The following is a 23,386-nucleotide window of genomic DNA, read 5'->3' as shown; positions in this document are numbered from 1 at the left end:
ATTCAGCGTTTAAATGATAAAAAATACTAATATAATCTAACGCTATTTATTTTTATTAATCAAACTATTATCAACATTACTGAGTCCGTGAGAAGCGGTAGGTCTGTTATTTTATTCACACCATACTCTGGGGCTTGATGAAGGATTATTGAAATGTTATTAGTTGTTTCAGCTCCATCGTAGATGAATGTGCTAAATAATGAGTATTTGTTAAATTTGTGTGTGTTTTCTGGCGCAGGCATAACCTACGATGCGACAGAGAGATATTTTTCTTTCAACTTATTGATTATAAAGAATAAATCAAAGATTTTTAACATTCTTTAACCGTTTTTCTGGGCAGGAAATTTTCCATAAAAGAGAATTGGTTAACAAAATTGTAAAATGAATTGGCGGTTCAGAAACGCATTTGATACTTTTCGGCCAAACATTTTGCAGAAGATTTCACATTGTTGATAACTATTTTCATTTAGATGGTTGTCAGAAATAACATGCGACGTGGGCAGGTACGTCGTATACCGAATCGACGAAAGGCGATCGAACGAATCGTCAGAATAAATAAAGTCGGTGATAGCAAAAGCAGTGACAGACCTGGCAGTACATCACCAGTGCTGCACAGGAACCCTGACGGGATTAAACAGGCTGGTAAAAACCAGTAATTATAATGAGTGGAGTACAAACACAATGTCTAACATCACGAAAAAAAGTTTGATTGCAGCGGGAATACTCACTGCGCTCATCGCCGCCAGCGCCGCGACTGCGGCAGACGTGCCCGCCGGCGTTCAGTTAGCCGACAAGCAAACGTTGGTACGTAATAACGGATCAGAAGTGCAGTCTCTCGACCCGCATAAAATTGAAGGCGTGCCGGAATCGAACGTCAGCCGTGACCTCTTCGAAGGCTTATTAATTAGTGATGTCGAGGGGCATCCTTCACCGGGCGTCGCGGAAAAATGGGAAAATAAAGATTTTAAAGTCTGGACATTCCATCTACGTGAAAATGCGAAATGGTCAGATGGTACGCCCGTCACCGCCCATGATTTCGTTTATAGCTGGCAACGCCTGGCCGATCCTAATACGGCATCGCCGTACGCCAGCTATCTGCAATACGGTCATATCGTTAATATCGATGACATTATCGCCGGTAAAAAACCCGCCACCGATCTGGGGGTAAAAGCGCTTGATGATCACACCTTTGAAGTGACCTTAAGTGAGCCGGTGCCTTATTTCTACAAATTGTTGGTCCACCCTTCAGTGTCTCCTGTACCGAAATCAGCGGTCGAAAAATTTGGCGATAAATGGACGCAACCAGCCAATATTGTCACTAACGGCGCTTATAAGTTAAAAAATTGGGTGGTGAACGAACGTATCGTGCTGGAGCGTAACCCGCAATACTGGGATAACGACAAAACCGTCATCAATCAGGTAACTTATTTGCCTATCTCTTCGGAGGTGACGGATGTTAACCGCTACCGCAGCGGCGAGATCGATATGACTTATAACAATATGCCGATCGAATTATTCCAGAAACTGAAGAAAGAGATCCCGAATGAAGTCCGCGTAGACCCTTATTTGTGTACCTATTATTACGAAATTAATAATCAAAAAGCGCCGTTTAACGATGTCCGCGTGCGTACCGCGCTGAAACTGGCGTTAGATCGCGACATTATTGTTAATAAGGTTAAAAATCAGGGCGATTTACCCGCTTATAGCTACACGCCGCCGTATACCGATGGCGCAAAACTGGTAGAGCCTGAGTGGTTCAAATGGTCCCAGCAAAAGCGTAATGAAGAAGCGAAGAAATTGTTGGCTGAAGCCGGCTTTACGGCGGATAAGCCCTTAACATTCGACCTGCTGTATAACACCTCCGATCTGCATAAAAAACTGGCCATTGCCGTGGCGTCTATCTGGAAGAAAAATCTGGGCGTCAATGTGAATCTGGAGAATCAGGAATGGAAAACCTTCCTGGATACCCGTCATCAGGGCACCTTTGATGTCGCCAGAGCCGGGTGGTGCGCAGATTATAATGAACCGACCTCGTTCCTGAATACCATGTTGTCCGACAGTTCAAATAACACCGCGCATTATAAGAGCCCGGCGTTTGATAAGCTGATTGCCGACACGCTGAAAGTGGCGGACGATACGCAGCGCAGCGAACTCTACGCTAAAGCGGAGCAGCAGTTAGATAAAGACTCGGCTATTGTGCCGGTGTATTACTACGTTAACGCGCGCCTGGTGAAACCCTGGGTGGGCGGGTATACCGGTAAAGACCCGCTGGATAATATTTATGTGAAAAACTTATATATTATCAAACATTAATGGCAAGACATGGGACAACTGCGGTTGTCCCATGGTGTCTTTTTTCATCGCACTATAACTTTCCCTGGCGGATCTTTTGTCACGTCCGGGAAGTAAAGGCACAGGCCAGAAGGTACGGGCAATGTTGAAATTTATTTTACGCCGCTGTCTGGAAGCGATTCCGACGCTGTTTATTCTTATTACCATCTCTTTCTTTATGATGCGCCTCGCGCCGGGGAGTCCTTTTACCGGCGAGCGCGCATTGCCGCCGGAAGTGCTGGCCAATATTGAAGCAAAATATCATCTGAACGATCCCATCATGACGCAGTACTTCAGCTACCTGAAGCAGCTGGCGCATGGCGATTTTGGACCATCGTTTAAATATAAAGATTACACGGTCAACGATCTGGTTGCCGCCAGCTTCCCCGTTTCGGCGAAACTTGGCGCCGCCGCTTTTTTGCTGGCGGTCATTATTGGTGTCAGCGCTGGCGTGATTGCCGCGCTAAAGCAAAATACGCGATGGGATTATACGGTGATGGGATTTGCCATGACCGGCGTCGTTATCCCCAGTTTTGTGGTGGCGCCGCTACTGGTGATGGTCTTTGCGATAACCTTGCAATGGCTGCCTGGCGGCGGCTGGAACGGCGGGGCGTTAAAATTTATGATCCTGCCGATGGTTGCGCTTTCACTGGCCTATATTGCCAGCATCGCTCGTATTACGCGCGGCTCAATGATTGAAGTTCTGCATTCGAACTTTATTCGTACCGCGCGGGCAAAAGGATTACCGATGCGCAGAATTATCTTCCGCCATGCGTTAAAACCTGCGCTGCTGCCGGTTTTATCCTATATGGGGCCAGCCTTTGTCGGCATTATTACCGGCTCAATGGTGATTGAAACGATTTATGGCTTACCGGGCATTGGGCAGCTTTTCGTTAATGGCGCGCTCAACCGCGATTACTCGCTGGTGTTAAGTTTGACCATTTTAGTCGGGGCGCTGACCATATTATTTAACGCCATTGTCGATGTGCTCTATGCCGTTATCGACCCGAAAATTCGCTATTGATACTGGAGCTCGCGATGATGTTAAGTAAGAAAAACAGCGAGACGCTGGAAAATTTCAGTGAAAAGCTGGAGGTGGAAGGTCGCAGCCTTTGGCAAGATGCCCGTCGGCGCTTTATGCATAACCGTGCGGCGGTGGCCAGTCTTATTGTCCTGTTTCTGATAGCCCTGTTCGTGACAGTGGCGCCTATGCTGTCGCAATTTACCTATTTCGATACCGACTGGGGCATGATGTCCAGCGCGCCGGATATGGCGTCCGGTCACTATTTCGGCACTGACTCTTCCGGGCGCGATCTGTTGGTGCGCGTTGCCATCGGCGGGCGTATCTCATTAATGGTCGGGATTGCCGCCGCGCTGGTGGCGGTCATTGTCGGAACGCTGTATGGCTCGCTGTCCGGCTATCTGGGCGGCAAAATTGATTCTGTGATGATGCGTTTGTTGGAGATCCTCAACTCGTTCCCGTTTATGTTCTTTGTGATTTTGCTGGTGACGTTTTTTGGGCAGAACATTCTGTTGATTTTCGTCGCCATCGGCATGGTCTCCTGGCTTGATATGGCGCGTATCGTGCGTGGCCAAACCCTAAGTCTTAAACGTAAAGAGTTCATCGAAGCCGCGCAGGTGGGTGGTGTGTCGACTGCCAGCATTGTGATCCGCCATATTGTGCCTAACGTCCTGGGCGTAGTGGTAGTGTATGCATCGTTGCTGGTGCCCAGCATGATTCTGTTTGAGTCTTTCCTCAGTTTCCTGGGGCTTGGGACGCAGGAACCGTTAAGCAGTTGGGGAGCGTTATTGAGCGATGGCGCAAATTCAATGGAAGTCTCACCGTGGCTGCTGCTGTTTCCGGCTGGCTTTCTCGTGGTGACGTTATTCTGTTTTAACTTTATTGGCGATGGCCTGCGTGATGCCCTCGACCCGAAAGATCGTTAAGGAGTACAGCCATGAGCTTATCAGAAACCGCAACTCAGGCGCCGCAACCGGCGAATGTACTGCTGGAGGTAAACGATCTTCGTGTTACGTTCGCTACGCCTGATGGCGATGTGACGGCGGTCAACGATCTGAACTTTACGCTTCGCGCTGGAGAAACGTTAGGTATTGTTGGCGAGTCTGGATCGGGGAAATCGCAAACGGCGTTCGCATTAATGGGACTGCTGGCGACGAATGGTCGAATCGGCGGTTCCGCGACCTTCAACGGACGTGAAATTCTTAATCTACCTGAGCGCGAACTGAATACGCTGCGCGCAGAACAGATTTCGATGATTTTTCAGGACCCGATGACCTCGCTAAATCCTTATATGCGCGTTGGGGAGCAGTTAATGGAAGTCCTGATGCTGCATAAAGGGATGAGCAAAGCGGAAGCTTTTGAAGAGTCCGTCAGAATGCTGGATGCCGTAAAAATGCCGGAAGCGCGCAAACGGATGAAAATGTACCCGCACGAATTTTCCGGCGGAATGCGTCAACGTGTGATGATTGCGATGGCGCTGTTGTGCAGGCCGAAACTGCTTATTGCCGATGAGCCTACCACCGCGCTTGATGTTACCGTGCAGGCGCAGATTATGACCTTGCTTAATGAGCTAAAGCGCGAATTTAATACCGCCATTATCATGATTACCCACGATCTGGGCGTGGTCGCGGGTATTTGCGATAAGGTCCTGGTAATGTATGCCGGGCGTACCATGGAATACGGTAAGGCGCGCGATGTCTTTTATCAGCCCGTTCATCCGTATTCGATAGGCTTGCTTAATGCGGTGCCGCGTCTGGATAGCGAGGGGGCGGAAATGTTGACGATTCCGGGCAATCCTCCCAATTTATTGCGTTTGCCTAAAGGTTGTCCGTTCCAGCCGCGTTGTCCTCATGCGATGGAGATCTGCAATAATGCGCCGCCACTTGAAGCGTTTAGTCCTGGTCGCTTGCGCGCCTGTTTTAAACCGGTGGAGGAACTGCTATGAATGCTGTGATTGAACAACGTAAAGTTCTCCTCGAAATCGCCGATCTGAAAGTACATTTTGATATCAAAGAAGGGAAGCAGTGGTTCTGGCAACCGCCGAAAACTCTGAAAGCGGTGGACGGCGTTACGCTACGCCTGTATGAAGGCGAAACGCTGGGCGTGGTGGGCGAATCCGGCTGCGGCAAGTCGACGTTTGCGCGCGCCATTATTGGTCTGGTGAAGGCGACAGATGGTAAAGTCGCCTGGCTGGGAAAAGATCTGCTGGGCATGAAAGCGGATGAGTGGCGCGAGGTGCGCAGCGATATCCAGATGATTTTCCAGGACCCGCTGGCGTCACTCAACCCGCGAATGACGATTGGCGAAATTATCGCTGAACCGCTGCGCACTTATCATCCTAAACTTTCGCGCCAGGACGTGCGTGACCGCGTGAAAGCCATGATGCTGAAAGTGGGGCTGTTGCCGAACCTCATCAACCGTTATCCCCATGAATTTTCCGGGGGGCAGTGCCAGCGCATCGGTATCGCCCGGGCATTGATCCTGGAACCTAAGCTCATTATTTGCGATGAGCCGGTGTCGGCGCTGGACGTTTCTATTCAGGCGCAGGTGGTGAATTTGCTCCAGCAGTTACAGCGAGAGATGGGGCTGTCGTTGATTTTTATTGCGCACGATCTGGCGGTCGTAAAGCACATATCCGATCGTGTCCTGGTGATGTATCTCGGTCATGCGGTAGAATTGGGCACCTATGATGAGGTGTACCATAATCCACTGCATCCTTATACCAAAGCGCTGATGTCGGCGGTACCGATTCCCGATCCCGATCTGGAGCGAAATAAGAAGATACAATTGCTGGAGGGCGAATTACCTTCGCCCATTAACCCGCCTTCCGGCTGCGTGTTCCGTACACGCTGTCCGCTAGCCGGGCCAGAATGCGCGCAAACGCGACCGGTGTTGGAAGGGAGTTTTCGCCATGCCGTTTCCTGCCTTAAAGTAGACCCGTTATAATCGCAAGGGCTGACAATTCGTCAGCCCTTCTTTTAGGTGAGGTTACCGTGTCACTTTCTTTGTCGTCGGTTCGCCGTCGTCTTTATCATAATCTGTTCGATTTGACTACGCGCTCAGGTCGCCGTTTTGAAGGGTTATGCGCGCTGTTTGCGCTGCTTAGCGTACTGGTCATTTTTGTTGAATCAGGCGTAGGAACGGAATATCACCTGACATTTGATGAATGGCATATTTTTGTCTGGCTGGAGCTCTGCGTTACCCTGATATTTACCGGTGAATACTTGCTCAGACTGTTTAGTTGGCCCGCCCCGGCAAAATACGTTTTTAGTTTCTGGGGATTTATTGATCTGGTGACGATTTTGCCGCTGTACGTCATGTGGCTGTGGCCGGAAATTAGCCTGAACTATATGTTTGCCTGGCGCGCTATGCGAGCGATTCGCGTGCTGCGTATTCTTAAACTGCTACGCTTTATGCCATCGCTGCGGGTATTCTGGAGCGCCATTATTAGCGCGCGTCATCAGCTTATTCTGTTCTATTCATTTATTGCGATCGTGATGATTATTTTCGGTGCCCTGATGTATCTTATTGAAGGACCGAAATATGGCTTCACGACGCTTAATGCCTCGGTGTATTGGGCGATAGTGACAGTCACAACCGTGGGGTATGGTGATATTACGCCGCATACGCCGCTGGGACGTATTGTCGCGTCGGTGCTTATTTTGATTGGTTATTCGGTGATTGCGATTCCTACAGGACTGATTACCACGCACATGAGCAGCGCGTTTCAAAAACGTCACTGGCAGCGAAAATGTCCGCAGTGCCAGCAAAGCCAGCATGAACATAGCGCGCAATATTGTAACCGATGCGGCAGTAAGCTACCGGATTAAACAGGCTTGCCGGAGGGCGCAATCAGACGCCATCCGGCCTGAACCGCTTATTCGCGCCAGAGAATATGGCACAGCTTGTGGTCCTTTTCCCGGCACAGCAGAACGCGGGCGAAAATGTCGTTAATTTCGCCGTCTTCGGTATCCGCCAGGCCAATCACCACCTCGGCAAAAAAGTCTGGATTCAGGTCAAAATCGACGTGCTCTTGCCAGTCTTCAGCGGGATCAAACAACTCCGCGCCGCCGCGCTCCTCGAATTGCAAATTGAACAGAATGATATCAGCCGGATCAAGATTATCCGCCGCCAGCTCAAGAAAAATATCGTAAGCCTGCTCAAGCGTTTCGTCTTCAGTCAGGCGATTGTTCAGATCCATTTCCATAGTGACTACCTGTTTACTCATGTTGGTCACGTTTTACAGCAATGGACTAAAGAAGTAAAACAATCGCTCGGTAATACGCTGCCATAACGGACGTTTTACCCACAAACGCGCATCTAACAGGCGGGAGCGCGAAATATAATCGTCCTGTACCGCAGCCAGATCGGCGCCGAAACCCGTATCATCAATGACCAGCGTAATCTCGAAATTAAGCCACAGGCTACGCATGTCGAGATTCACGGTACCGACCAGGCTCAGTTCGCCATCGACCAGCACGCTTTTGGTATGTAACAGCCCGCCTTCGAACTGATAGATTTTCACGCCCGCCGCCAGTAACTCGCTAAAAAAGGCGCGACTGGCCCAGCCGACGAGCAGTGAATCATTTTTACGGGGCAGGATAATACTGACATCCACGCCGCGCTGCGCAGCGGTACAAATGGCGTGCAGCAGATCGTCGCTGGGGACGAAATATGGCGTGGTCATAATTAAATATTCGCGCGCAGCATAGGTGGCGGTTAATAGTGCCTGGTGAATGAGATCTTCCGGAAAACCAGGACCGGAAGCAATGGTATGAATGGTATGCCCGCTGGCCTGCTCAAACGGCATAATATTCACGTCCGGCGGGGGAGGCAGAATGCGTTTACCCGTCTCGATTTCCCAATCGCAGGAGTAAACAATCCCCATTGCTGTCGCCACGGGACCCTCCATCCGCGCCATCAAATCGACCCATTGTCCAACGCCGGCATCCTGTTTGAAAAAACGCGGATCCACCATATTCATACTGCCGGTATAGGCGATGTAATTGTCAATCATCACCATTTTACGGTGCTGGCGAAGATCCATACGGCGTAAAAAGACGCGCATCAGATTCACCTTCAGCGCCTCTACGACTTCAATGCCAGCGTTACGCATCATGGCCGCCCAGGGGCTGCGGAAGAAAGCGACGCTACCCGCGGAGTCCAGCATAAGCCGGCAGTGGATGCCGCGGCGGGCGGCGGCCATTAACGATTCAGCGACCTGATCCGCCATGCCGCCTGGCTGCCAGATGTAAAACACCATTTCGATATTATGCCGCGCCAGTTGGATATCGCGAATAAGCGCCTGCATGACATCATCGGAGTCGGTAAGCAATTGCAACTGGTTGCCTTTGACGCCCGCAATCCCCTGACGTCGTTCGCACAGCTTAAACAAGGACGATGCGACGCTACTGTTTTCTTGCGCGAAAATGTGTTTGCAGGCTTTGAGATCATTCAACCATTTGGCGGTAGACGGCCACATGGCGCGGGCACGCTCGGCGCGACGTTTGCCTAAATGCAATTCGCCCACGGACAAATAGGCGATGATCCCGACCAGCGGAAGGATATAGATGATTAACAACCAGGCCATTGCGGAGGGAACTGCGCGCCGTTTCATTAGAATACGTAATGTGACGCCGGCAATGAGAACCCAGTATCCCAAAATGACCAGCCAACTCACCACGGTGTAGAAGGTTGTCATAACTTTAAAAATCCTTTAGAAAGCGTGTTGTTAAGAGTTTACGCGTCAGGATTCACATGGCAAATAAAAACACGGGAAAAGCGCTGGTCTGCATCCGGCGAGGGGGTATAATGGCGCTTCTGTTACAGTGAGAGTCGTAAACATGAAGCGTAGTAGAACGGAAGTGGGGCGCTGGCGAATGCTACGTCAGGCGAGCCGCCGTAAAGCGCGTTGGCTTGAAGGGCAATCACGCCGTAATATGCGTATCCATACTATCAGGAAATGCATCTTTAATCGTCAGCGTAATTCATTACTCTTTGCGATTCACGGTGTGTGAGCCAGAAAGGGCACCGTATGCGGTGCCCAACAGGCCATCCTTTTCAAAAGATCTTCTTATACGGTTTGACCGAAACCTGCGCATAGACGCCCGCGGCGACGTAGGGGTCCGCATCAGCCCAGGATTGCGCTGCTTCTAAAGATTCAAATTCAGCAATCACCGTTGACCCGGTAAATCCGGCTACCCCAGGATCGTTACTGTCCACTGCGGGCATCGGCCCGGCAGTTAATAATCGCCCTTCATCATGCAGAAGTTGCAGGCGCGCCAGATGCGCGGGCCGTACCGAGAGGCGTTTTTCAAGCGAGTTGGCATTGTCCTGAGCGTAAATAACATACAGCACGGGTAGAGCTCCTTAATCGGTAAAAGTTGCTGATTACGTTATTGGAAAGGGCATTTAACTGCAATGTAAAGATACCGACTTTGTTAAACATGCACATTTTGTGTGGTGTTTTTGTGCGATATCATCTTTTAAATGCCGCTATCGGCAATGCCTTATTGAATATGATTGCTATTTGCATTTAAAATTCAGCTCTGGTTTTTCAACTGAAACGATTATGACTTCAATGACCCTTGATTTACCTCGTCGCTTTCCCTGGCCGACACTCCTTTCCGTAGGCATTCATGGTGCTGTAGTGGCAGGTTTGCTCTATACCTCGGTACATCAGGTTATTGAATTGCCTGCGCCAGCGCAGCCTATCACGGTGACAATGGTTTCACCCGCCGACCTGGAGCCGCCCCAGGCGGTTCAGCCGCCGCCGGAGCCGGTGGTTGAACCCGAACCGGAGCCAGAGCCGCTCCCTGAACCGCCTAAAGAAGCGCCCGTGGTGATTGAGAAACCCAAACCTAAGCCAAAACCCAAGCCAAAACCGAAACCGGAACCGGTGAAAAAGGTTGAAGAGCAGCCGAAGCGCGAAGTCAAACCAGCCGCGCCGCGTCCTGCCTCACCGTTTGAAAATAGCGCCCCGGCGCGGCCAACAAGCAGCACCGCCTCGGCGACCAGCAAGCCGGCGGTGAGCGTACCCACTGGACCTCGCGCTCTGAGCCGTAACCAGCCGCAATATCCGGCGCGAGCACAGGCGTTACGTATTGAAGGCCGCGTAAAGGTGAAGTTTGACGTGACCTCTGCTGGGCGAGTGGAAAATGTACAGATTCTGTCCGCGCAGCCAGCCAATATGTTTGAGCGTGAAGTTAAGAATGCGATGCGAAAATGGCGCTATGAAGCAGGCAAGCCGGGTTCCGGGCTGGTGGTCAATATTATCTTCCGTCTGAACGGTACGGCGCAGATTGAGTAATCTCTGGCGCCGCCAGCCAGGAATATACCATCACCTGCTGGCGGCGTAAGCGGGTATACTTAACCCTGAACCGGGAGCGGGCGAGGTTTACCGTCCGGATCGACGGCAACATAAATAAACAGCGCCTCGGTGGCCTTGTAGCGCTGTCCAATCGGTTCTGACGCGACTTTTTTCACCCAGACTTCAATATTGATGCTAATAGACGTCGTACCGCGTTTAACGCAGCGCGCGTAGCAGCATACGACATCGCCAACCGCGACGGGGCGCAGAAATGTCATTCCTTCCACGCGTACGGTTACAACCCGACCGTGCGCGATCTCTTTGGCCAGTATCGCGCCGCCAATATCCATTTGCGACATCAGCCAGCCGCCAAAAATATCGCCGTTCGCATTGGTATCGGCAGGCATGGCCAATGTACGTAAAACCAGCTCGCCCTGAGGAGTATTATCCATTGTTGTCATTGTAAAACCGACTATCAGAAAAAATTACAGCCGCGATGCTACTATGAATTTTGTGTGGAGAATAGTGGGAATAAAGGTACTGACGGGAAAGCGCAGGGCGTAAAGGCGAAGAAAATATCGCCAGGCGTTCGCAGTCTGGCGATGATAAGTCACGGGAGGGTTATGATTTATCTTCCTGTGGCAGATGCCGGTAGATATAGACGCCGCTCAGCAGGGTAAAAATGAGCGTCAGCGCCGTGAGTCCAAAGACCTTAAAGTTAACCCAGATATTTTGCGGCAACCAGAAGGCGATATAAATGTTAGCCAGACCGCACGCAATAAAAAACAGCGCCCACGCCAGGTTCAGCTTTGACCAGACCTGCTGCGGCAACGCCAGTTCTTTACCTAACATACGTTGAATTAACGGTTTTTTCATCACCCACTGGCTTATTAACAGCGCGCCGGCGAACAGCGCATAAATAACCGTCACCTTCCATTTAATAAATTCATCGTTATGGAAGAAGAGCGTCAGACCGCCGAAGACGGCAACCAGAACAAAGGTAATCAGCGCCATCTTCTCTATTTTCCGATAGCGCACCCAGCTATAAATCAGCACGATTGCCGTCGCGACAATCAGTGCGGAGGTCGCCGCATAGATGTCATAAAGTTTATAAAACGCAAAAAAGACAACCAGCGGTAAAAAATCCAGAAACTGCTTCATTCTTCGATTCCATCATCAACGAGCGTCGAATGCGCCGCGTAACGGCGCATTGCGGATTATTGGCGAATCAACATATACAGGCGGAATAAGTAGATAAGCAATACTGCGGAAATCAGATTGCTCAACGTATTCGCCAGTACAGCGCCTACATTTGGGGTCAGTACAGCGAAGCTGGGCGCGAACAGCAATAGCAATGTTTTAGCCAGTAACCAGCCTATCACCGCAGGCGCGACCAGTCTCATGTTAGCCCAGGCTAAACGCATACTGCTGCGCATTGCGGCAAACACGCCCATTTTCTCTTCAACCAACATCACTGGCGCAAGCGCCAGCACAATGGCCATAATAATCCCCGGAACGACAATCAGCATTATACCGATTTGCACTAACAGGGTAGTCAGAAAAATGAGAATAAACAGTTTAGGCAATGCAGGGGCGCTGGCGCCGATAGCGCGCAGCGCGCTAACCCGATGTCCCGCTGAAACTAACTGAATCATCAGGATGATACCGCCGGCCAGAATAGCGTTGCCGATAAGCCCGGAAAACGTCGAGGCGGCAGAGGCGCGCAACAGGATCTGCTGCTGCTCCGGCGTCATATTTTGTACCAGCTCAAACAGGCCAGCGCTGCCTGCCAGATGTTCTCCTTCACTGAGTTGCGCGATTTGCGCATCGCTGGGTGAAAAGGCATGACCTAAGACCACCGTGATAAATGCGCACAGCAACGAAACCAGCAAGATAGTAATAAATTGATTTCGGAAAAAATTTCCGGCGTCACGGTAAACGGACTTCGCCGTGATAGACATGCACTCTCCTTGAGTTTTGCAGGTGTTAATTTGCGGGCAATTGTACCCTGGATAACTCTACAGTGGCAGCATCAGCAGTTGTATGGAAAAGCATATCTTTGTAAAGCGGCGGTAATCCGTATCGCGCGCGGGCGCGATTACACGCCTCATTCACTTCGCCTCCTTCGCCCGATATCGAAAATTCGCGACAGGTTGAAGGGCGGTTTTCATAAATAGCGCAACTGACGTTTTCACCCGGCGTGCCAATTAGCGCTTTACAGTGCGGCTGTTTTTGGTTGGTACCGGCCATACAACGTAAAAAAGGGGTAACAGGCTCGGTTAATGACGCCGGAACGCGTCCGCTGGCATCGTCGCCTTCAGCCCAATAAAAGGAGACACGAAAATAGGCACAACAGGCACCGCATGTCATGCATGGGTTAAGAACGCTCATGATTCACCTGCAAAAAACTCACGTATCAATAGATTACAACGGAAATTAATCTGTCCCGCAGTGTTCGCGAATCTTACCGCCACGCGCCATTGCGGGACATTGATTACCTTAGCCAGCCTTTATCGCCAGGGCAACAGGAGCAGACAAATATTTGCATAGCGTGAATATGTCAAAATTGATCTGAATTCCTATAACCAGGATTTTCAATACAAGTTCTAAATTAATCTGGATCAATAAATGTTAAATTATAAGAACAAATGTGATCTGTGTTAGATCACTTATTACTTCATTGTGGGTATATTCATCACGCTTTTATAACCATAACGATGGAGCGGGTATGAAAAAATTTACAGTGGCGGCACTGGCGTTAACAACTCTTCTCTCAGGCAGCGCGTTCGCGCACGAAGCCGGAGAATTCTTTATGCGTGCAGGTCCGGCAACCGTCAGACCTACAGAAGGGGCGGGTGGTACGCTGGGGCATTTAAACGGGTTTGATGTGAGTAATAACACGCAACTCGGCCTGACATTCACTTACATGGCGACGGACAATATCGGGGTTGAATTGCTGGCGGCCACGCCGTTCCGCCATAAGGTGGGTACGGGCGCGACGGGCGATATCGCCACGGTCCACCTGTTACCGCCAACGTTAATGGCGCAGTGGTACTTCGGCGATTCCAGCAGCAAAGTGCGTCCTTATGTCGGCGTGGGGGTGAACTACACCACCTTCTTCGATAACGACTTTAACGATAATGGTAAAAAGACCGGGCTGTCCGATCTGAGCTTTAAGGATTCCTGGGGCGCGGCAGGGCAAGTTGGGGTAGATTACCTGATTAACCGCGACTGGTTAATTGGCGCCTCTGTCTGGTACATGGATATTGATACTACCGCCAATTATAAAATGGGCGGCGTGCAGCAGCATGACAGCGTGCGTCTGGACCCATGGGTATTTATGTTCTCGGCAGGCTATCGTTTCTAATCGCGTGATGTTGTGACGAAAAAAGACCCCGCCAGGCGGGGTCAAAAAAGGACATGACACACGGATTTTACTTGTCGGAACTCACTTGTCTTCTTTCGGTTCGCCGCAGCCTAGTTCTGCGCCAGTGAGAGGATCAACGGTGGGGTCCGATTTCGTTCTTTCTGCCATCGCTTTGAGCAGCGCCAACTGCTCGCGCGGCAATTTCACTGTCGCCAGGCCATCGCCGCCATCAACAGCAGGCATCGGTTCTGCGACATAGTTGAAGTTCTCATCGCTATTCCAGCTACCTCGCGGATCGTCGCCTTGCGACATGTTGTAGTACACGTCGGTATACTGTTCTACCGGCGGTAATTTACCCGGCGGGAAGTTGTTACGAATCGAATACAGCGCCTTTTCAAAAGAGAGCTGGTGCGCGACTTCACGGGTCATTAAGAAACTGAGCGTGTCTTTTACGCCAGGATCGTCGGTCAGGTTAATCAGGCGTTCATAAATAATCTTCGCTCGCGCCTCGGCCGCGATGTTTGAGCGTAGATCGGCTGTGACTTCGCCGATAGTATCAATATAAGCCGCGGTCCACGGTACGCCGCCGGAGTTTGTCAACGCAGGGCCGCCGCCATACAGCAGAGAGGTGATATGGCTGTCATTACCATTCTGCGTCAGCGAGCGATAAAGTTCCGCTTCGTTTTCGGTACCTTCCGCCAGCTCGCCTTTAGCGCCTTTATTAAGCATTCCTACCAGTGAGCCGATAATTTCCAGATGACTCAGCTCCTCGGTGGCGATGTCCATTAACATCTCTCTACGACCGGCATCATCATCGCTTAAACCTTGCGTGAAGTAGCGGCAGGCGGCCGCCAGTTCGCCCTGCGGGCCGCCAAACTGTTCCAGCAGCAGGTTCGCTAATCCAGGATTAGGTTCGCTCACTCGCACAGTATATTGAAGTTGTTTTACGTGTCGAAACATATTGCCTCCTGCTTATTATTTATTTTTTGGCTTCAACGCCATCTGCTTCAGATCGCAGTAAAAATTGTTCCGTTGTCTGCGGAATATGTTTGATCAGCCAGTCAGCCATTTGCATTTCTTCTTTCAGAATGGCTTCAATCGTCGGAATTGAGGCAGTGTCGCCAGCTTTTTTTGCCGCCGCCAGCAGGGAGGTATAACAAGCAATTTCGAACTGCTCGAAAACATAACCGCTAATTGAGCCTTTGACAATTTCATCGGAAGGGAACATGCCACCGATAGATTGCCCCATTGCTGCCATTTTACTCATGGAGTCTTTCAACACCGAACGGGAAATGCCATTACGGTCCAACACTTCTTCGAGCATGGTAATTTGATGTTTGGTTTCACTAATATGTTGTTCAATTCTGGCTTTTATATCAGGATAATTTTCAATACGGCTGGCCATAGATTCAAGCATCGATTCTGCCTGTTTTTCCATGGCATGGGCGTCACGAAGCCAGTCATGATAATGTTCAGTATAATTCATTTTAAATTCCTCAATGCGTGATAATCTGCTCCGATAATAAAATCGGAATCATGCAAGCTGATAATTAAAAATATTATTTCGATTTTCGTTCAGCACTTTTATTAACATTGCTGACTGCTAAATCGGTAAGTTTTAAATCAGTTTGTTTTTCCTCGTCGAGGGTTTCTTTGAGCAGTTTTAATGCCTTGCTATAGCCGAGCTGCTCGGCCAGGGTGGCTAGCGTGCCGTAGCTGGCGATTTCGTAATGCTCGACTTTTTGCGCCGCGGCGATAAGCGCTGCATCGCGTACTTCGTTTTTCTCCGTACTTTCGATGACTTCATTGGCTTCTTCAATCAGCCCTTCCATAGCGACGCATTTCATTCTTTTCAGTTTAATGCCAGATTCAGATTCGACGATTTGATCAATACGTTCAATCTGACCCTGGGTTTCTTCAAGATGAGATTGAAAGGCCTGGCTTAATTTTTCATTGGACGTGGCTCTGGCTAGTTTAGAAAGAGCCTTGGTTAATTGTTTTTCTGCACTATAGGTATCTGAAAGTAGATGGATAAAAAGGTCTTCAACGGTTTTGATATTCATAAATCTAATTCTCCTGGGCAAAATACTGCGAGCCAGAAGACTCGCAGATTGCTTGATAAAAGCATGTGTTGTATTTACATTACAGTAAATCAGGAATTATCGGATTTACGTCCGCCGTGACTATTCTGACCACCTTTTTTACCGGCTTCAGAAGCTCGTTGCGGATCGTTTTTGAAATTCCCACCGCTATGCTGACCGCCTTTGCGGCCCGCTTCAGATGCTTTTTCACGATTCTCGGCGAAATTTCCTGAACCACCACGATGTTCGGCCATATTATTTCTCCTGTCTCGTTGCTTGCTGAAAAAATCGGTTTTAACCGTGTCGACACCCTATTAAAATTAGTTGGTTAAACCGATTAGTCAAATTGACGGAAATAGTTGTGATTTACCGCGTAAATAACGCACAAAAAATGGTTTAGAGATAATATATTCTATATTTTCTTTTAGAATAAGCGATTTAACAGAAAATGCTTTGCATTGTTATTAATAACAAGCGTCACTATCTGCAGCCATAGAAACGTTAATGCATTGTTTGCTGACATTTCTTTACATAAAGGCGGGGGAAATTGACGTGAAAACGCTAAATTTTTCGGCGTGATTAGGAGTTTTCTTAGCAAAAATTGACTTCAGACTTTTTGAAAGCTGGACGGGGAATAACACCAAAAAGATTGATGATGTACGTCTGAATCGTGATTCTGGTTCGGCGCCAGCCACTCATTAAGCCGCCAGCGTTATGCTGACGGCTTAACTCGTTATGCGCGGCTGGCGGCTTTCATGGCTGAGACAAAGGACCTGAGCTCCGCCAACATCTGTTCGGGAGACGCGAGGTTTTTCTCGATAATCTTGACAATGGCTGAGCCGGAGATAGCGCCAGCCGCCCCGGCACGCACGGCCGCAGACACCTGTTCCGGCGAGGAGATACCGAAGCCCTGTAATGCAGGCGCGGCATGGTACTCTTTAAGCTTCTCAAGGAGATGATGCAACGGCAATGCGCCACGGTTTTCCGCGCCGGTGACGCCCGAACGGGAAAGCAGGTAGGTATAACCGCGGCCGTAAGATGCGACCTGGCGCAGAAGATCGTCATCCGCATTTGGCGGGCAGATGAAGATCGGCGCGATATTATGCCGTAACGCCGCCTGGCGGAAGGGGGCCGACTCTTCAACCGGGACATCTGCGACCAGCACGGAATCTACGCCAACCTGTTCACAACGGGCATAGAACGCATCTATGCCGTTATTGAACACCAGATTCGCGTACATTAGCAGGCCAATCGGAATGGTCGGGTGTTTTTCACGAATCAGCGCCAGCATTTCAAAACACTGAGCCGGCGTGACGCCAGCAGCGAAGGCGCGTAAGTTCGCATTCTGGATGGTAGGGCCATCGGCCAGAGGATCGGAGAAGGGAACCCCCAGCTCCAGAGCGTCGGCGCCAGCGTCAATCAGTGTGTCGATAATTTTCAGTGACTGTTCAATGCCAGGGTCGCCCAGAGTTACGAAGGGGACAAAAGCGCCTTCCCGGCGATCGTTGAGCTGTGCAAATAAATTTTCGTAGCGTTCCATCAGATTTCCCCTCGCGCTTTCAGGATATCGTGTACGGTAAAGATGTCTTTATCACCGCGGCCAGAGAGATTGACCACCAGCAGTTGCTCTTTTTCCGGCTGCTCGCGCATCATTTTCAGAGCGTGCGCCAACGCGTGGGAGGATTCCAGCGCCGGGATAATTCCCTCATGGCGGCACAACGTTTTGAAGGCTTCCAGCGCCTCATCATCGGTAATGGAGACATAATCCGCGCGTCCGATGCTGTTCAGGTACGCATGTTGCGGCCCAACGGATGGGAAATCGAGCCCGGCGGAAATGGAATAGGACTCTTCAATTTGCCCGTCTGCTGTTTGCATCATCGGCGCTTTCATCCCGAAATAGATGCCAACGCGACCATGTTTAAGCGGCGCGCCATGCTCGCCGGTTTCAATACCGTGACCGCCAGGTTCAACGCCTATTAGCCCGACGCTGGTATCATTAATAAAATCCGCAAACATCCCGATAGCGTTTGAGCCGCCACCGACGCAAGCGATAACGGCATCTGGCAGACGGCCCTCTTTGTCGAGGATTTGCGCTTTCGTCTCTTCGCCAATCATGCGCTGGAACTCGCGAACGATGGTGGGATAGGGATGCGGTCCTGCCGCCGTGCCGAGCATATAGTGCGCCGTTTCGTAACTACCGGACCAGTCGCGCAGCGCCTCGTTACAGGCATCTTTTAGCGTAGCGGAGCCGCTATGAACCGGGATAACCTCAGCGCCCATCAGACGCATACGGAAGACGTTCGGCGACTGGCGCTCAACGTCTTTGGCGCCCATATAGATACGGCATTTCAGACCCAGCAGGGCGCTGGCGAGCGCAGAGGCGACGCCGTGCTGACCGGCTCCGGTTTCAGCGATAATCTCGCTTTTCCCCATCCGTTTGGCCAGCAGCGCCTGACCCAGTACCTGATTGGTTTTGTGTGCGCCGCCGTGCAGTAAATCTTCGCGCTTTAAATACAACGTGGTACGCGTACCGGCGGTAATGTTCTGGCATTTCGTCAGCGCGGTGGGGCGTCCCGCGTAGTTTTTTAGCAGATCGGCGAATTGCGCCTGAAATTCAGGATCTTTTTGCGCGCTGACGAAGGCCTCTTCAAGCTGGTTCAGCGCAGGCATCAGGATCTGCGGCACATACATGCCGCCGAATTCACCAAAGTAGGGGTTGAGAAGTGTTGTCATGTTTTTTCCTTAATATGCGCGCAGTGTCTGAAAAACCGAGGCCAGAAGACGAGCATCTTTGATGCCCGGCTGTGACTCCACACCTGAATTAAAATCGAGACCGGCACAGCCGACTTGCGCCGCCTGGACGCAGTTATCGGCCGCCAGCCCGCCCGCCAGTAACACATTATCCAGCGGTTGCCCCTGTAGCAGTGACCAGTCGAAGCGCTGCCCGCTGCCGCCTTGCCCATTGTCGAAAATGTATTTATCGACATGGTGATAATCGCGTGCGGGAAGGGCATCGCTAACGCTCAGCGCCTTCCAGATTTGCACCTGTTTGGGCAACGCCTCGCGCAGCGCGTTGACATACGCCTGGTCTTCGCTGCCATGTAGCTGTACGGCAGAAAGCGCCAGGACGGCGGCTTTCTGGCAAACATCGGCGATATCAGCGTTCTGGAAAACGCCGACATACTGCAATGGCGCGCCGCTTATCACTTCTCGCGCCTGCTCAACGCTAACCGCGCGCGGAGATGAGGGCACAAAAATCAACCCGCCATATATTGCGCCAGCGTCACAGGCAGCTTTGGCGTCCTGGGCGCGGGTCAGGCCGCAGACTTTATTTTCGCCAAGCAGCACGCGACGGACGGCGGCGTTAAGATCGTCATGCGCCATTAACGCCGAGCCAATTAAAAAACCGTTAGCGAAGTGGCTCAGTTCGCGTACCTGACCATAGGTGTTAATCCCGGACTCGCTGATGACAGTCACGCCGTGGCCCAGTTTTGGCGCCAGCTGGCGGGTGCGATTCAAATCAATCGACAGATCGCGCAGATCGCGATTGTTGATACCTACCACTTTTGCGCCTAACGCTATCGCGCGCTCCCGTTCTTCGTCATTACTGACCTCCGTGAGCACGCCCATTTTCAGACTGTGCGCGACGGCGGAGAGTTGGCGATACTGTTCGTCATCCAGAACCGAGAGCATCAGTAAACAGGCATCGGCCTGATAGTAACGGGCAAGGTAGATCTGATAGGGATCGATAATAAAATCCTTACACAGAATCGGCTGCGGCGCGCTTTGGCTAACGACCGGCAGAAAATCGAAGCTCCCCTGAAAATATTTTTCGTCGGTGAGCACCGAGATTGCCGAGGCGTAATGTTGATAAATACTGGCAATACGCGTCGGATCGAAATCATCGCGAATCACGCCTTTTGATGGCGATGCTTTCTTACACTCCAGAATAAAGGCGGTACGCGCGCCCTGGAGCGCATCATAAAAATGGCGTGTACTTGGCTGGATCTCATTTTGAAAACTGGCCAGCGGCTGTTGCTGTTTGCGGGCTTCTACCCAAATCGCCTTGTCTGCGACGATTTTCGCTAAAACGGTTTGCATTATTTACCCTCTTGCCGCCAGTGCGGTGACTCTGTCATATGCGGTGCCGTTGCGCAGAACATCAAGCACGGTTTGCGCGTTGGCTTTGAGATCTTCCTGACCATGCAGACGCATCAGCATCGCCACGTTGGCGGCGACGGCGGCCTCATGCGCGGCATCGCCTTTACCTTGTAATAACCGCGTCAGAATGTCACGGTTTTCTTCCGGCGTGCCGCCAGCCAACTGATCCTGATGGTAAGGCGTCAGGCCAAAATCCTCCGCCGTAAGTTGATAGCTTTTAATTTCGCCGTCATGCAGCTCCGCGACAATCGTCGGCGCATGGAGCGAAACCTCATCCATGCCGCCGCTATGTACCACCGCCGCGCGCTGATAGCCCAATACTCGTAAGGTTTCCGCAATCGGCAGCACCAGTTCCGGGCTATAGACGCCAATCAACGCCAGCGGCGGATGCGCCGGGTTGATCAGCGGGCCGAGTACGTTGAACAGGGTTCGCGTTTTTAACTGTTGGCGAACCGGCATCGCGTGACGGAATCCGGTGTGATATTTCGGCGCGAACAGGAAACAGACGCCCAGTTCATCTAACGCCTGACGTGATTTATCGGCGTTCATATCCAGATTAATACCGAACGCCGCCAACAGATCGGATGACCCCGATTTGCTGGACACGCTGCGGTTGCCGTGTTTCGCCACTTTCAGTCCACAGGCCGCCGCGACAAAGGCGCTGGCGGTAGAGATATTGATACTGTTGCTGCCATCGCCGCCGGTACCAACGATATCCGCAAACAGATACTCCGGGCGCGGGAACGGGGCGGCATTTTCCAGCAACGCAGTGGCGGCGCCGGCAATTTCATTGGGATGCTCGCCGCGAATTTTCATGCTCACCAGCGCGGCGGCGAGCTGTTCAGGCTTAAGTTCGCCGCGGACGACCGCCGAAAACAACTGATGGCTCTCTTGTTGCGTCAGTGTTTGCGCCTGATAGAGTTTCTCCAGAATCGGCTGTAGGGTGTTGGTCGGTTCCAGCTTTTGTTGCGCCCAGGCTAATGTTTGCTCCAGCAGACGCGCGCCCTGTGTCGTCAGGATGGACTCAGGATGAAATTGAAAACCGCAAACGCGATCCGCATCATGACGTACCGCCATCACCATGCCGTTGAAATGGGCGTTAATGGTTAGCCCGGCAGGAACATTACTGCCGACCAGCGAATGATAACGCGCGACCGGTAGCGGATTCGCCAGCCCGGCGAACATCGCCTGACCGTCATGCTCAATGCTGGAGGCTTTGCCATGCAGGATTTCTCCCGCCTGACCGACATAACCGCCGTAAGCTTCGACAATGGCCTGATGCCCCAGACAAATGCCGATGATCGGTAACTTGCCGCGTAGTCGGGTCAGCAGCTCCGGCATACAGCCTGCCTCGCTGGGAACGCCCGGACCGGGGGAGAGCATTAGCACCGGATTTTTCATTGTCGCCAGGCGATCGATAAGCGTCTGCGCCGGAATATGGTTACGGTAAATCACCACGTTATGACCGTTGGTCCGTAGCTGATCTGCCAGGTTCCAGGTAAACGAGTCGATGTTATCGAGCAGCAGAATATCAGCCATCAGAAGGTCTCCTGTGCATGATGCGCGGTGGCGATAGCACGCAATACGGCGCGCGCTTTATTACGGGTTTCATCGGCTTCAGACTGCGGAACAGAGTCCAGCACAATTCCGGCGCCCGCCTGTACGGTGGCGATACCGTTCTCCACCAGCGCGGAGCGGATAACAATACAGGTGTCCAGATCGCCGTGGGCGGTGAAGTAACCGACCGCGCCGCCATAGCTGCCGCGGCGCTGTCCTTCCGCATCGGCAATCAACTGCATGGCGCGTACTTTCGGCGCGCCGCTCAGGGTGCCCATGTTCATGCAGGCGCGATAGGCGTGCAGCGCGTCGAGATCGTGACGCAGTTCGCCCACTACCCGGGAAACCAGATGCATCACGTACGAATAGCGGTCAACTTTTGTCAGATCGGCAACGTAGCGACTGCCCGGCGTACAGATGCGCGCCAGGTCATTGCGCGCCAGATCGACCAGCATCAGATGTTCGGAAAGCTCTTTATGGTCGGTACGCATGTCCAGCTCAATACGGCTGTCGAGATCTCTGTCCAGCGTACCATCGGCGCGGCGACCGCGTGGACGGGTACCCGCGATGGGATAAATCTCAATCTGACGGCTGGCGGCGTCATATTTCAGCGAGCTTTCCGGCGACGCGCCGAAAAGCGTGAAATCATTATCCTGCATAAAGAACATATACGGGCTGGGGTTGCTCTTTTTCAGCACGTAGTAGGCAGCCAACGGCGACGGGCAGGGCAGTGAAAAGCGGCGCGACGGCACCACCTGAAATATCTCGCCCGCGCGGATGGCTTTTTGCAACTGGCGTACCACCGCGCCGAACGCGTCATCGCTCTGATTGCATTCACAGCGCATGTCCGGCACCGGCGTCACCGGCAACGGCGGCGCAGGCTGGGTTAACTGTTGGCTAAGGTACGCCAGGCGGGCGTTGAGGCGCTGTTTTTCCCGGTCGCTGGCGGTGAACAGACTGGCCTGAATACGGGTGCTTTTTTTCTGATGATCTATCACCATCAGCGTTTCCGCTAAATAAAAGCAGTAGTCCGGGCAGTTATTGCCAGCCTCAAGGTGTGGCAGTGCTTCAAAGCCAGCGACCAGGTCGTAGGCAAACAGACCGCCGAAAAACATAGCCTCCCGCTCTTGCGTCGGTATGTTCACCACTCCCTGTAACAGGCGGAACGCATCAAATACCGACAGAGAGCATAAACGGGCGTCTTCATCTAATAATGGGCTGACGGGCGGAAAGCGTAGAATGCGACCGGCAGGCAGGACCTCGTTCTCCACGCCAGCGGGCAGGGCGGTATCCAGTAGCGGCAATAACGAGGCGCCATTATCAGATAACGCCTGAATAGTGACAGTGTCACCTAAAGCGGTAATGCGCAGCGCGCTATCTACCAGCAGCAGGCTTTTTAAATCGTCTTTACTGTCGATATCCGCGGATTCCAGCAGCAGCGTTGCCGGGCGATCGCCGCAGACCTGATGAAAAAGCGCCGTTGGGTTTTCCCGGTAGGCGGCATCGCAGGTCAACAGTTCGAGCGTGGGTTTTGGTGTTTGCATGGTTATTCTCATTAT

The 23,386-nt window shown here is 51.6% G+C and carries 25 protein-coding genes; 9 read left to right on the top strand and 16 right to left on the bottom strand.

The window, feature by feature from the left end; genetic code table 11:
• The first annotated feature begins 681 nt into the window (after positions 1–681).
• The 6 genes from oppA (at position 682) to HV477_RS02590 (ending at position 7,182) form a co-directional block, all read left to right on the top strand.
• Positions 682–2,313, top strand: coding sequence for an oligopeptide ABC transporter substrate-binding protein OppA (gene oppA, locus HV477_RS02615; protein WP_023227267.1), 1,632 nt, complete (start codon positions 682–684; stop codon positions 2,311–2,313).
• 121 nt (positions 2,314–2,434) lie between these two features.
• Positions 2,435–3,355: an oligopeptide ABC transporter permease OppB gene (oppB, locus tag HV477_RS02610; RefSeq protein ID WP_000911097.1), complete on the top strand. Its 921-nt coding sequence runs from the start codon at positions 2,435–2,437 to the stop codon at positions 3,353–3,355.
• Positions 3,356–3,369: 14 nt separating this feature from the next.
• Positions 3,370–4,278, top strand: a complete 909-nt coding sequence (oppC, locus tag HV477_RS02605) for an oligopeptide ABC transporter permease OppC (RefSeq protein ID WP_000979653.1) — start codon at positions 3,370–3,372, stop codon at positions 4,276–4,278.
• A gap of 11 nt (positions 4,279–4,289) precedes the next feature.
• Complete coding sequence (locus tag HV477_RS02600; RefSeq protein WP_000058857.1) at positions 4,290–5,297, top strand: ABC transporter ATP-binding protein; 1,008 nt, start codon at positions 4,290–4,292, stop codon at positions 5,295–5,297.
• Entirely contained in the window at positions 5,294–6,298 is a 1,005-nt protein-coding gene (oppF, locus tag HV477_RS02595; protein ID WP_000994698.1) for a murein tripeptide/oligopeptide ABC transporter ATP-binding protein OppF, read from the top strand. The genes HV477_RS02600 and oppF overlap by 4 nt, the downstream gene beginning before the upstream one ends.
• 47 nt (positions 6,299–6,345) lie before the next feature.
• On the top strand, positions 6,346–7,182 hold the full coding sequence (locus tag HV477_RS02590; protein ID WP_000059071.1) for an ion transporter: 837 nt from the start codon (positions 6,346–6,348) through the stop codon (positions 7,180–7,182).
• 47 nt (positions 7,183–7,229) lie between these two features.
• Here the strand turns inward: HV477_RS02590 and HV477_RS02585 are convergent, their stop codons facing one another.
• Both HV477_RS02585 and cls read right to left on the bottom strand, forming a co-directional pair.
• Positions 7,230–7,559, bottom strand: a complete 330-nt coding sequence (locus tag HV477_RS02585) for an HI1450 family dsDNA-mimic protein (RefSeq protein WP_000425070.1) — start codon at positions 7,557–7,559, stop codon at positions 7,230–7,232.
• Positions 7,560–7,592: 33 nt separating this feature from the next.
• Positions 7,593–9,053, bottom strand: a complete 1,461-nt coding sequence (cls, locus tag HV477_RS02580) for a cardiolipin synthase (protein ID WP_000206886.1) — start codon at positions 9,051–9,053, stop codon at positions 7,593–7,595.
• Between the two features lie 142 nt (positions 9,054–9,195).
• Here cls and HV477_RS02575 point away from each other — a divergent pair, with 142 nt between their 5' ends.
• Positions 9,196–9,369 (top strand): YciY family protein, encoded by a 174-nt coding sequence (locus HV477_RS02575; protein WP_001531561.1) that lies wholly within the window; start codon positions 9,196–9,198, stop codon positions 9,367–9,369.
• A gap of 43 nt (positions 9,370–9,412) precedes the next feature.
• Here HV477_RS02575 and HV477_RS02570 read toward each other — a convergent pair whose 3' ends face one another.
• Positions 9,413–9,709, bottom strand: a complete 297-nt coding sequence (locus HV477_RS02570; protein ID WP_000967605.1) for a YciI family protein — start codon at positions 9,707–9,709, stop codon at positions 9,413–9,415.
• Between the two features lie 223 nt (positions 9,710–9,932).
• On the opposite strand from HV477_RS02570, the gene tonB reads away from it, so the two are divergent.
• Positions 9,933–10,661, top strand: coding sequence for a TonB system transport protein TonB (gene tonB, locus HV477_RS02565; protein WP_079898838.1), 729 nt, complete (start codon positions 9,933–9,935; stop codon positions 10,659–10,661).
• A gap of 59 nt (positions 10,662–10,720) precedes the next feature.
• On the opposite strand, the gene yciA is transcribed toward tonB, so the two are convergent.
• The 4 genes from yciA to HV477_RS02545 all read right to left on the bottom strand — a co-directional run bounded on the left by yciA (position 10,721) and on the right by HV477_RS02545 (position 13,052).
• Positions 10,721–11,122, bottom strand: a complete 402-nt coding sequence (gene yciA, locus HV477_RS02560) for an acyl-CoA thioester hydrolase YciA (RefSeq protein ID WP_000210317.1) — start codon at positions 11,120–11,122, stop codon at positions 10,721–10,723.
• 160 nt (positions 11,123–11,282) lie between these two features.
• Positions 11,283–11,822 carry a septation protein A gene (locus HV477_RS02555; RefSeq protein WP_000808682.1) on the bottom strand — a complete coding sequence of 180 codons (540 nt, stop codon included), beginning with the start codon at positions 11,820–11,822 and terminating at the stop codon, positions 11,283–11,285.
• A 56-nt stretch (positions 11,823–11,878) separates the two neighbouring features.
• Positions 11,879–12,622 carry a YciC family protein gene (locus HV477_RS02550; protein ID WP_000028507.1) on the bottom strand — a complete coding sequence of 248 codons (744 nt, stop codon included), beginning with the start codon at positions 12,620–12,622 and terminating at the stop codon, positions 11,879–11,881.
• Positions 12,623–12,647: 25 nt separating this feature from the next.
• On the bottom strand, positions 12,648–13,052 hold the full coding sequence (locus HV477_RS02545) for a YkgJ family cysteine cluster protein (protein WP_000114955.1): 405 nt from the start codon (positions 13,050–13,052) through the stop codon (positions 12,648–12,650).
• A gap of 337 nt (positions 13,053–13,389) precedes the next feature.
• Here HV477_RS02545 and ompW point away from each other — a divergent pair, with 337 nt between their 5' ends.
• Entirely contained in the window at positions 13,390–14,028 is a 639-nt protein-coding gene (gene ompW / locus HV477_RS02540) for an outer membrane protein OmpW (protein WP_000714798.1), read from the top strand.
• An 81-nt stretch (positions 14,029–14,109) separates the two neighbouring features.
• Here the strand turns inward: ompW and HV477_RS02535 are convergent, their stop codons facing one another.
• The 9 genes from HV477_RS02535 to trpE all read right to left on the bottom strand — a co-directional run bounded on the left by HV477_RS02535 (position 14,110) and on the right by trpE (position 23,371).
• Positions 14,110–14,988, bottom strand: a complete 879-nt coding sequence (locus HV477_RS02535; protein WP_000488348.1) for a manganese catalase family protein — start codon at positions 14,986–14,988, stop codon at positions 14,110–14,112.
• Positions 14,989–15,007: 19 nt separating this feature from the next.
• A complete protein-coding gene (locus tag HV477_RS02530) occupies positions 15,008–15,514 on the bottom strand; it encodes a ferritin-like domain-containing protein (protein ID WP_001109977.1) in 507 nt (168 codons plus the stop codon).
• Positions 15,515–15,587: 73 nt separating this feature from the next.
• Positions 15,588–16,091: a ferritin-like domain-containing protein gene (locus HV477_RS02525; protein WP_001022826.1), complete on the bottom strand. Its 504-nt coding sequence runs from the start codon at positions 16,089–16,091 to the stop codon at positions 15,588–15,590.
• Between the two features lie 89 nt (positions 16,092–16,180).
• Complete coding sequence (locus tag HV477_RS02520; RefSeq protein WP_000807657.1) at positions 16,181–16,363, bottom strand: general stress protein; 183 nt, start codon at positions 16,361–16,363, stop codon at positions 16,181–16,183.
• 479 nt (positions 16,364–16,842) lie between these two features.
• Positions 16,843–17,649 carry a tryptophan synthase subunit alpha gene (gene trpA / locus HV477_RS02515; RefSeq protein WP_079825271.1) on the bottom strand — a complete coding sequence of 269 codons (807 nt, stop codon included), beginning with the start codon at positions 17,647–17,649 and terminating at the stop codon, positions 16,843–16,845.
• A complete protein-coding gene (gene trpB, locus HV477_RS02510) occupies positions 17,649–18,842 on the bottom strand; it encodes a tryptophan synthase subunit beta (RefSeq protein ID WP_000209485.1) in 1,194 nt (397 codons plus the stop codon). The genes trpA and trpB overlap by 1 nt, the downstream gene beginning before the upstream one ends.
• A 9-nt stretch (positions 18,843–18,851) precedes the next feature.
• Positions 18,852–20,210 (bottom strand): bifunctional indole-3-glycerol-phosphate synthase TrpC/phosphoribosylanthranilate isomerase TrpF, encoded by a 1,359-nt coding sequence (gene trpCF, locus HV477_RS02505; RefSeq protein ID WP_048590496.1) that lies wholly within the window; start codon positions 20,208–20,210, stop codon positions 18,852–18,854.
• A 3-nt stretch (positions 20,211–20,213) separates the two neighbouring features.
• The gene (gene trpD / locus HV477_RS02500) at positions 20,214–21,809 is read right to left on the bottom strand and encodes a bifunctional anthranilate synthase glutamate amidotransferase component TrpG/anthranilate phosphoribosyltransferase TrpD (RefSeq protein ID WP_000763492.1); all 1,596 of its coding nucleotides are present in this window, start codon (positions 21,807–21,809) and stop codon (positions 20,214–20,216) included.
• Positions 21,809–23,371, bottom strand: a complete 1,563-nt coding sequence (trpE, locus tag HV477_RS02495; protein ID WP_001194376.1) for an anthranilate synthase component I — start codon at positions 23,369–23,371, stop codon at positions 21,809–21,811. Before trpE ends, trpD begins: the two co-directional genes overlap by 1 nt.
• Between the last annotated feature and the right edge of the window lie 15 nt (positions 23,372–23,386).

Source organism: Salmonella sp. SG203, from assembly GCF_013350575.1.
GTDB lineage: Bacteria > Pseudomonadota > Gammaproteobacteria > Enterobacterales > Enterobacteriaceae > Salmonella > Salmonella enterica.
The sequence above is the reverse complement of the archived record's forward strand: the minus strand, read 5'-3'. Positions and strand labels throughout refer to the sequence as shown.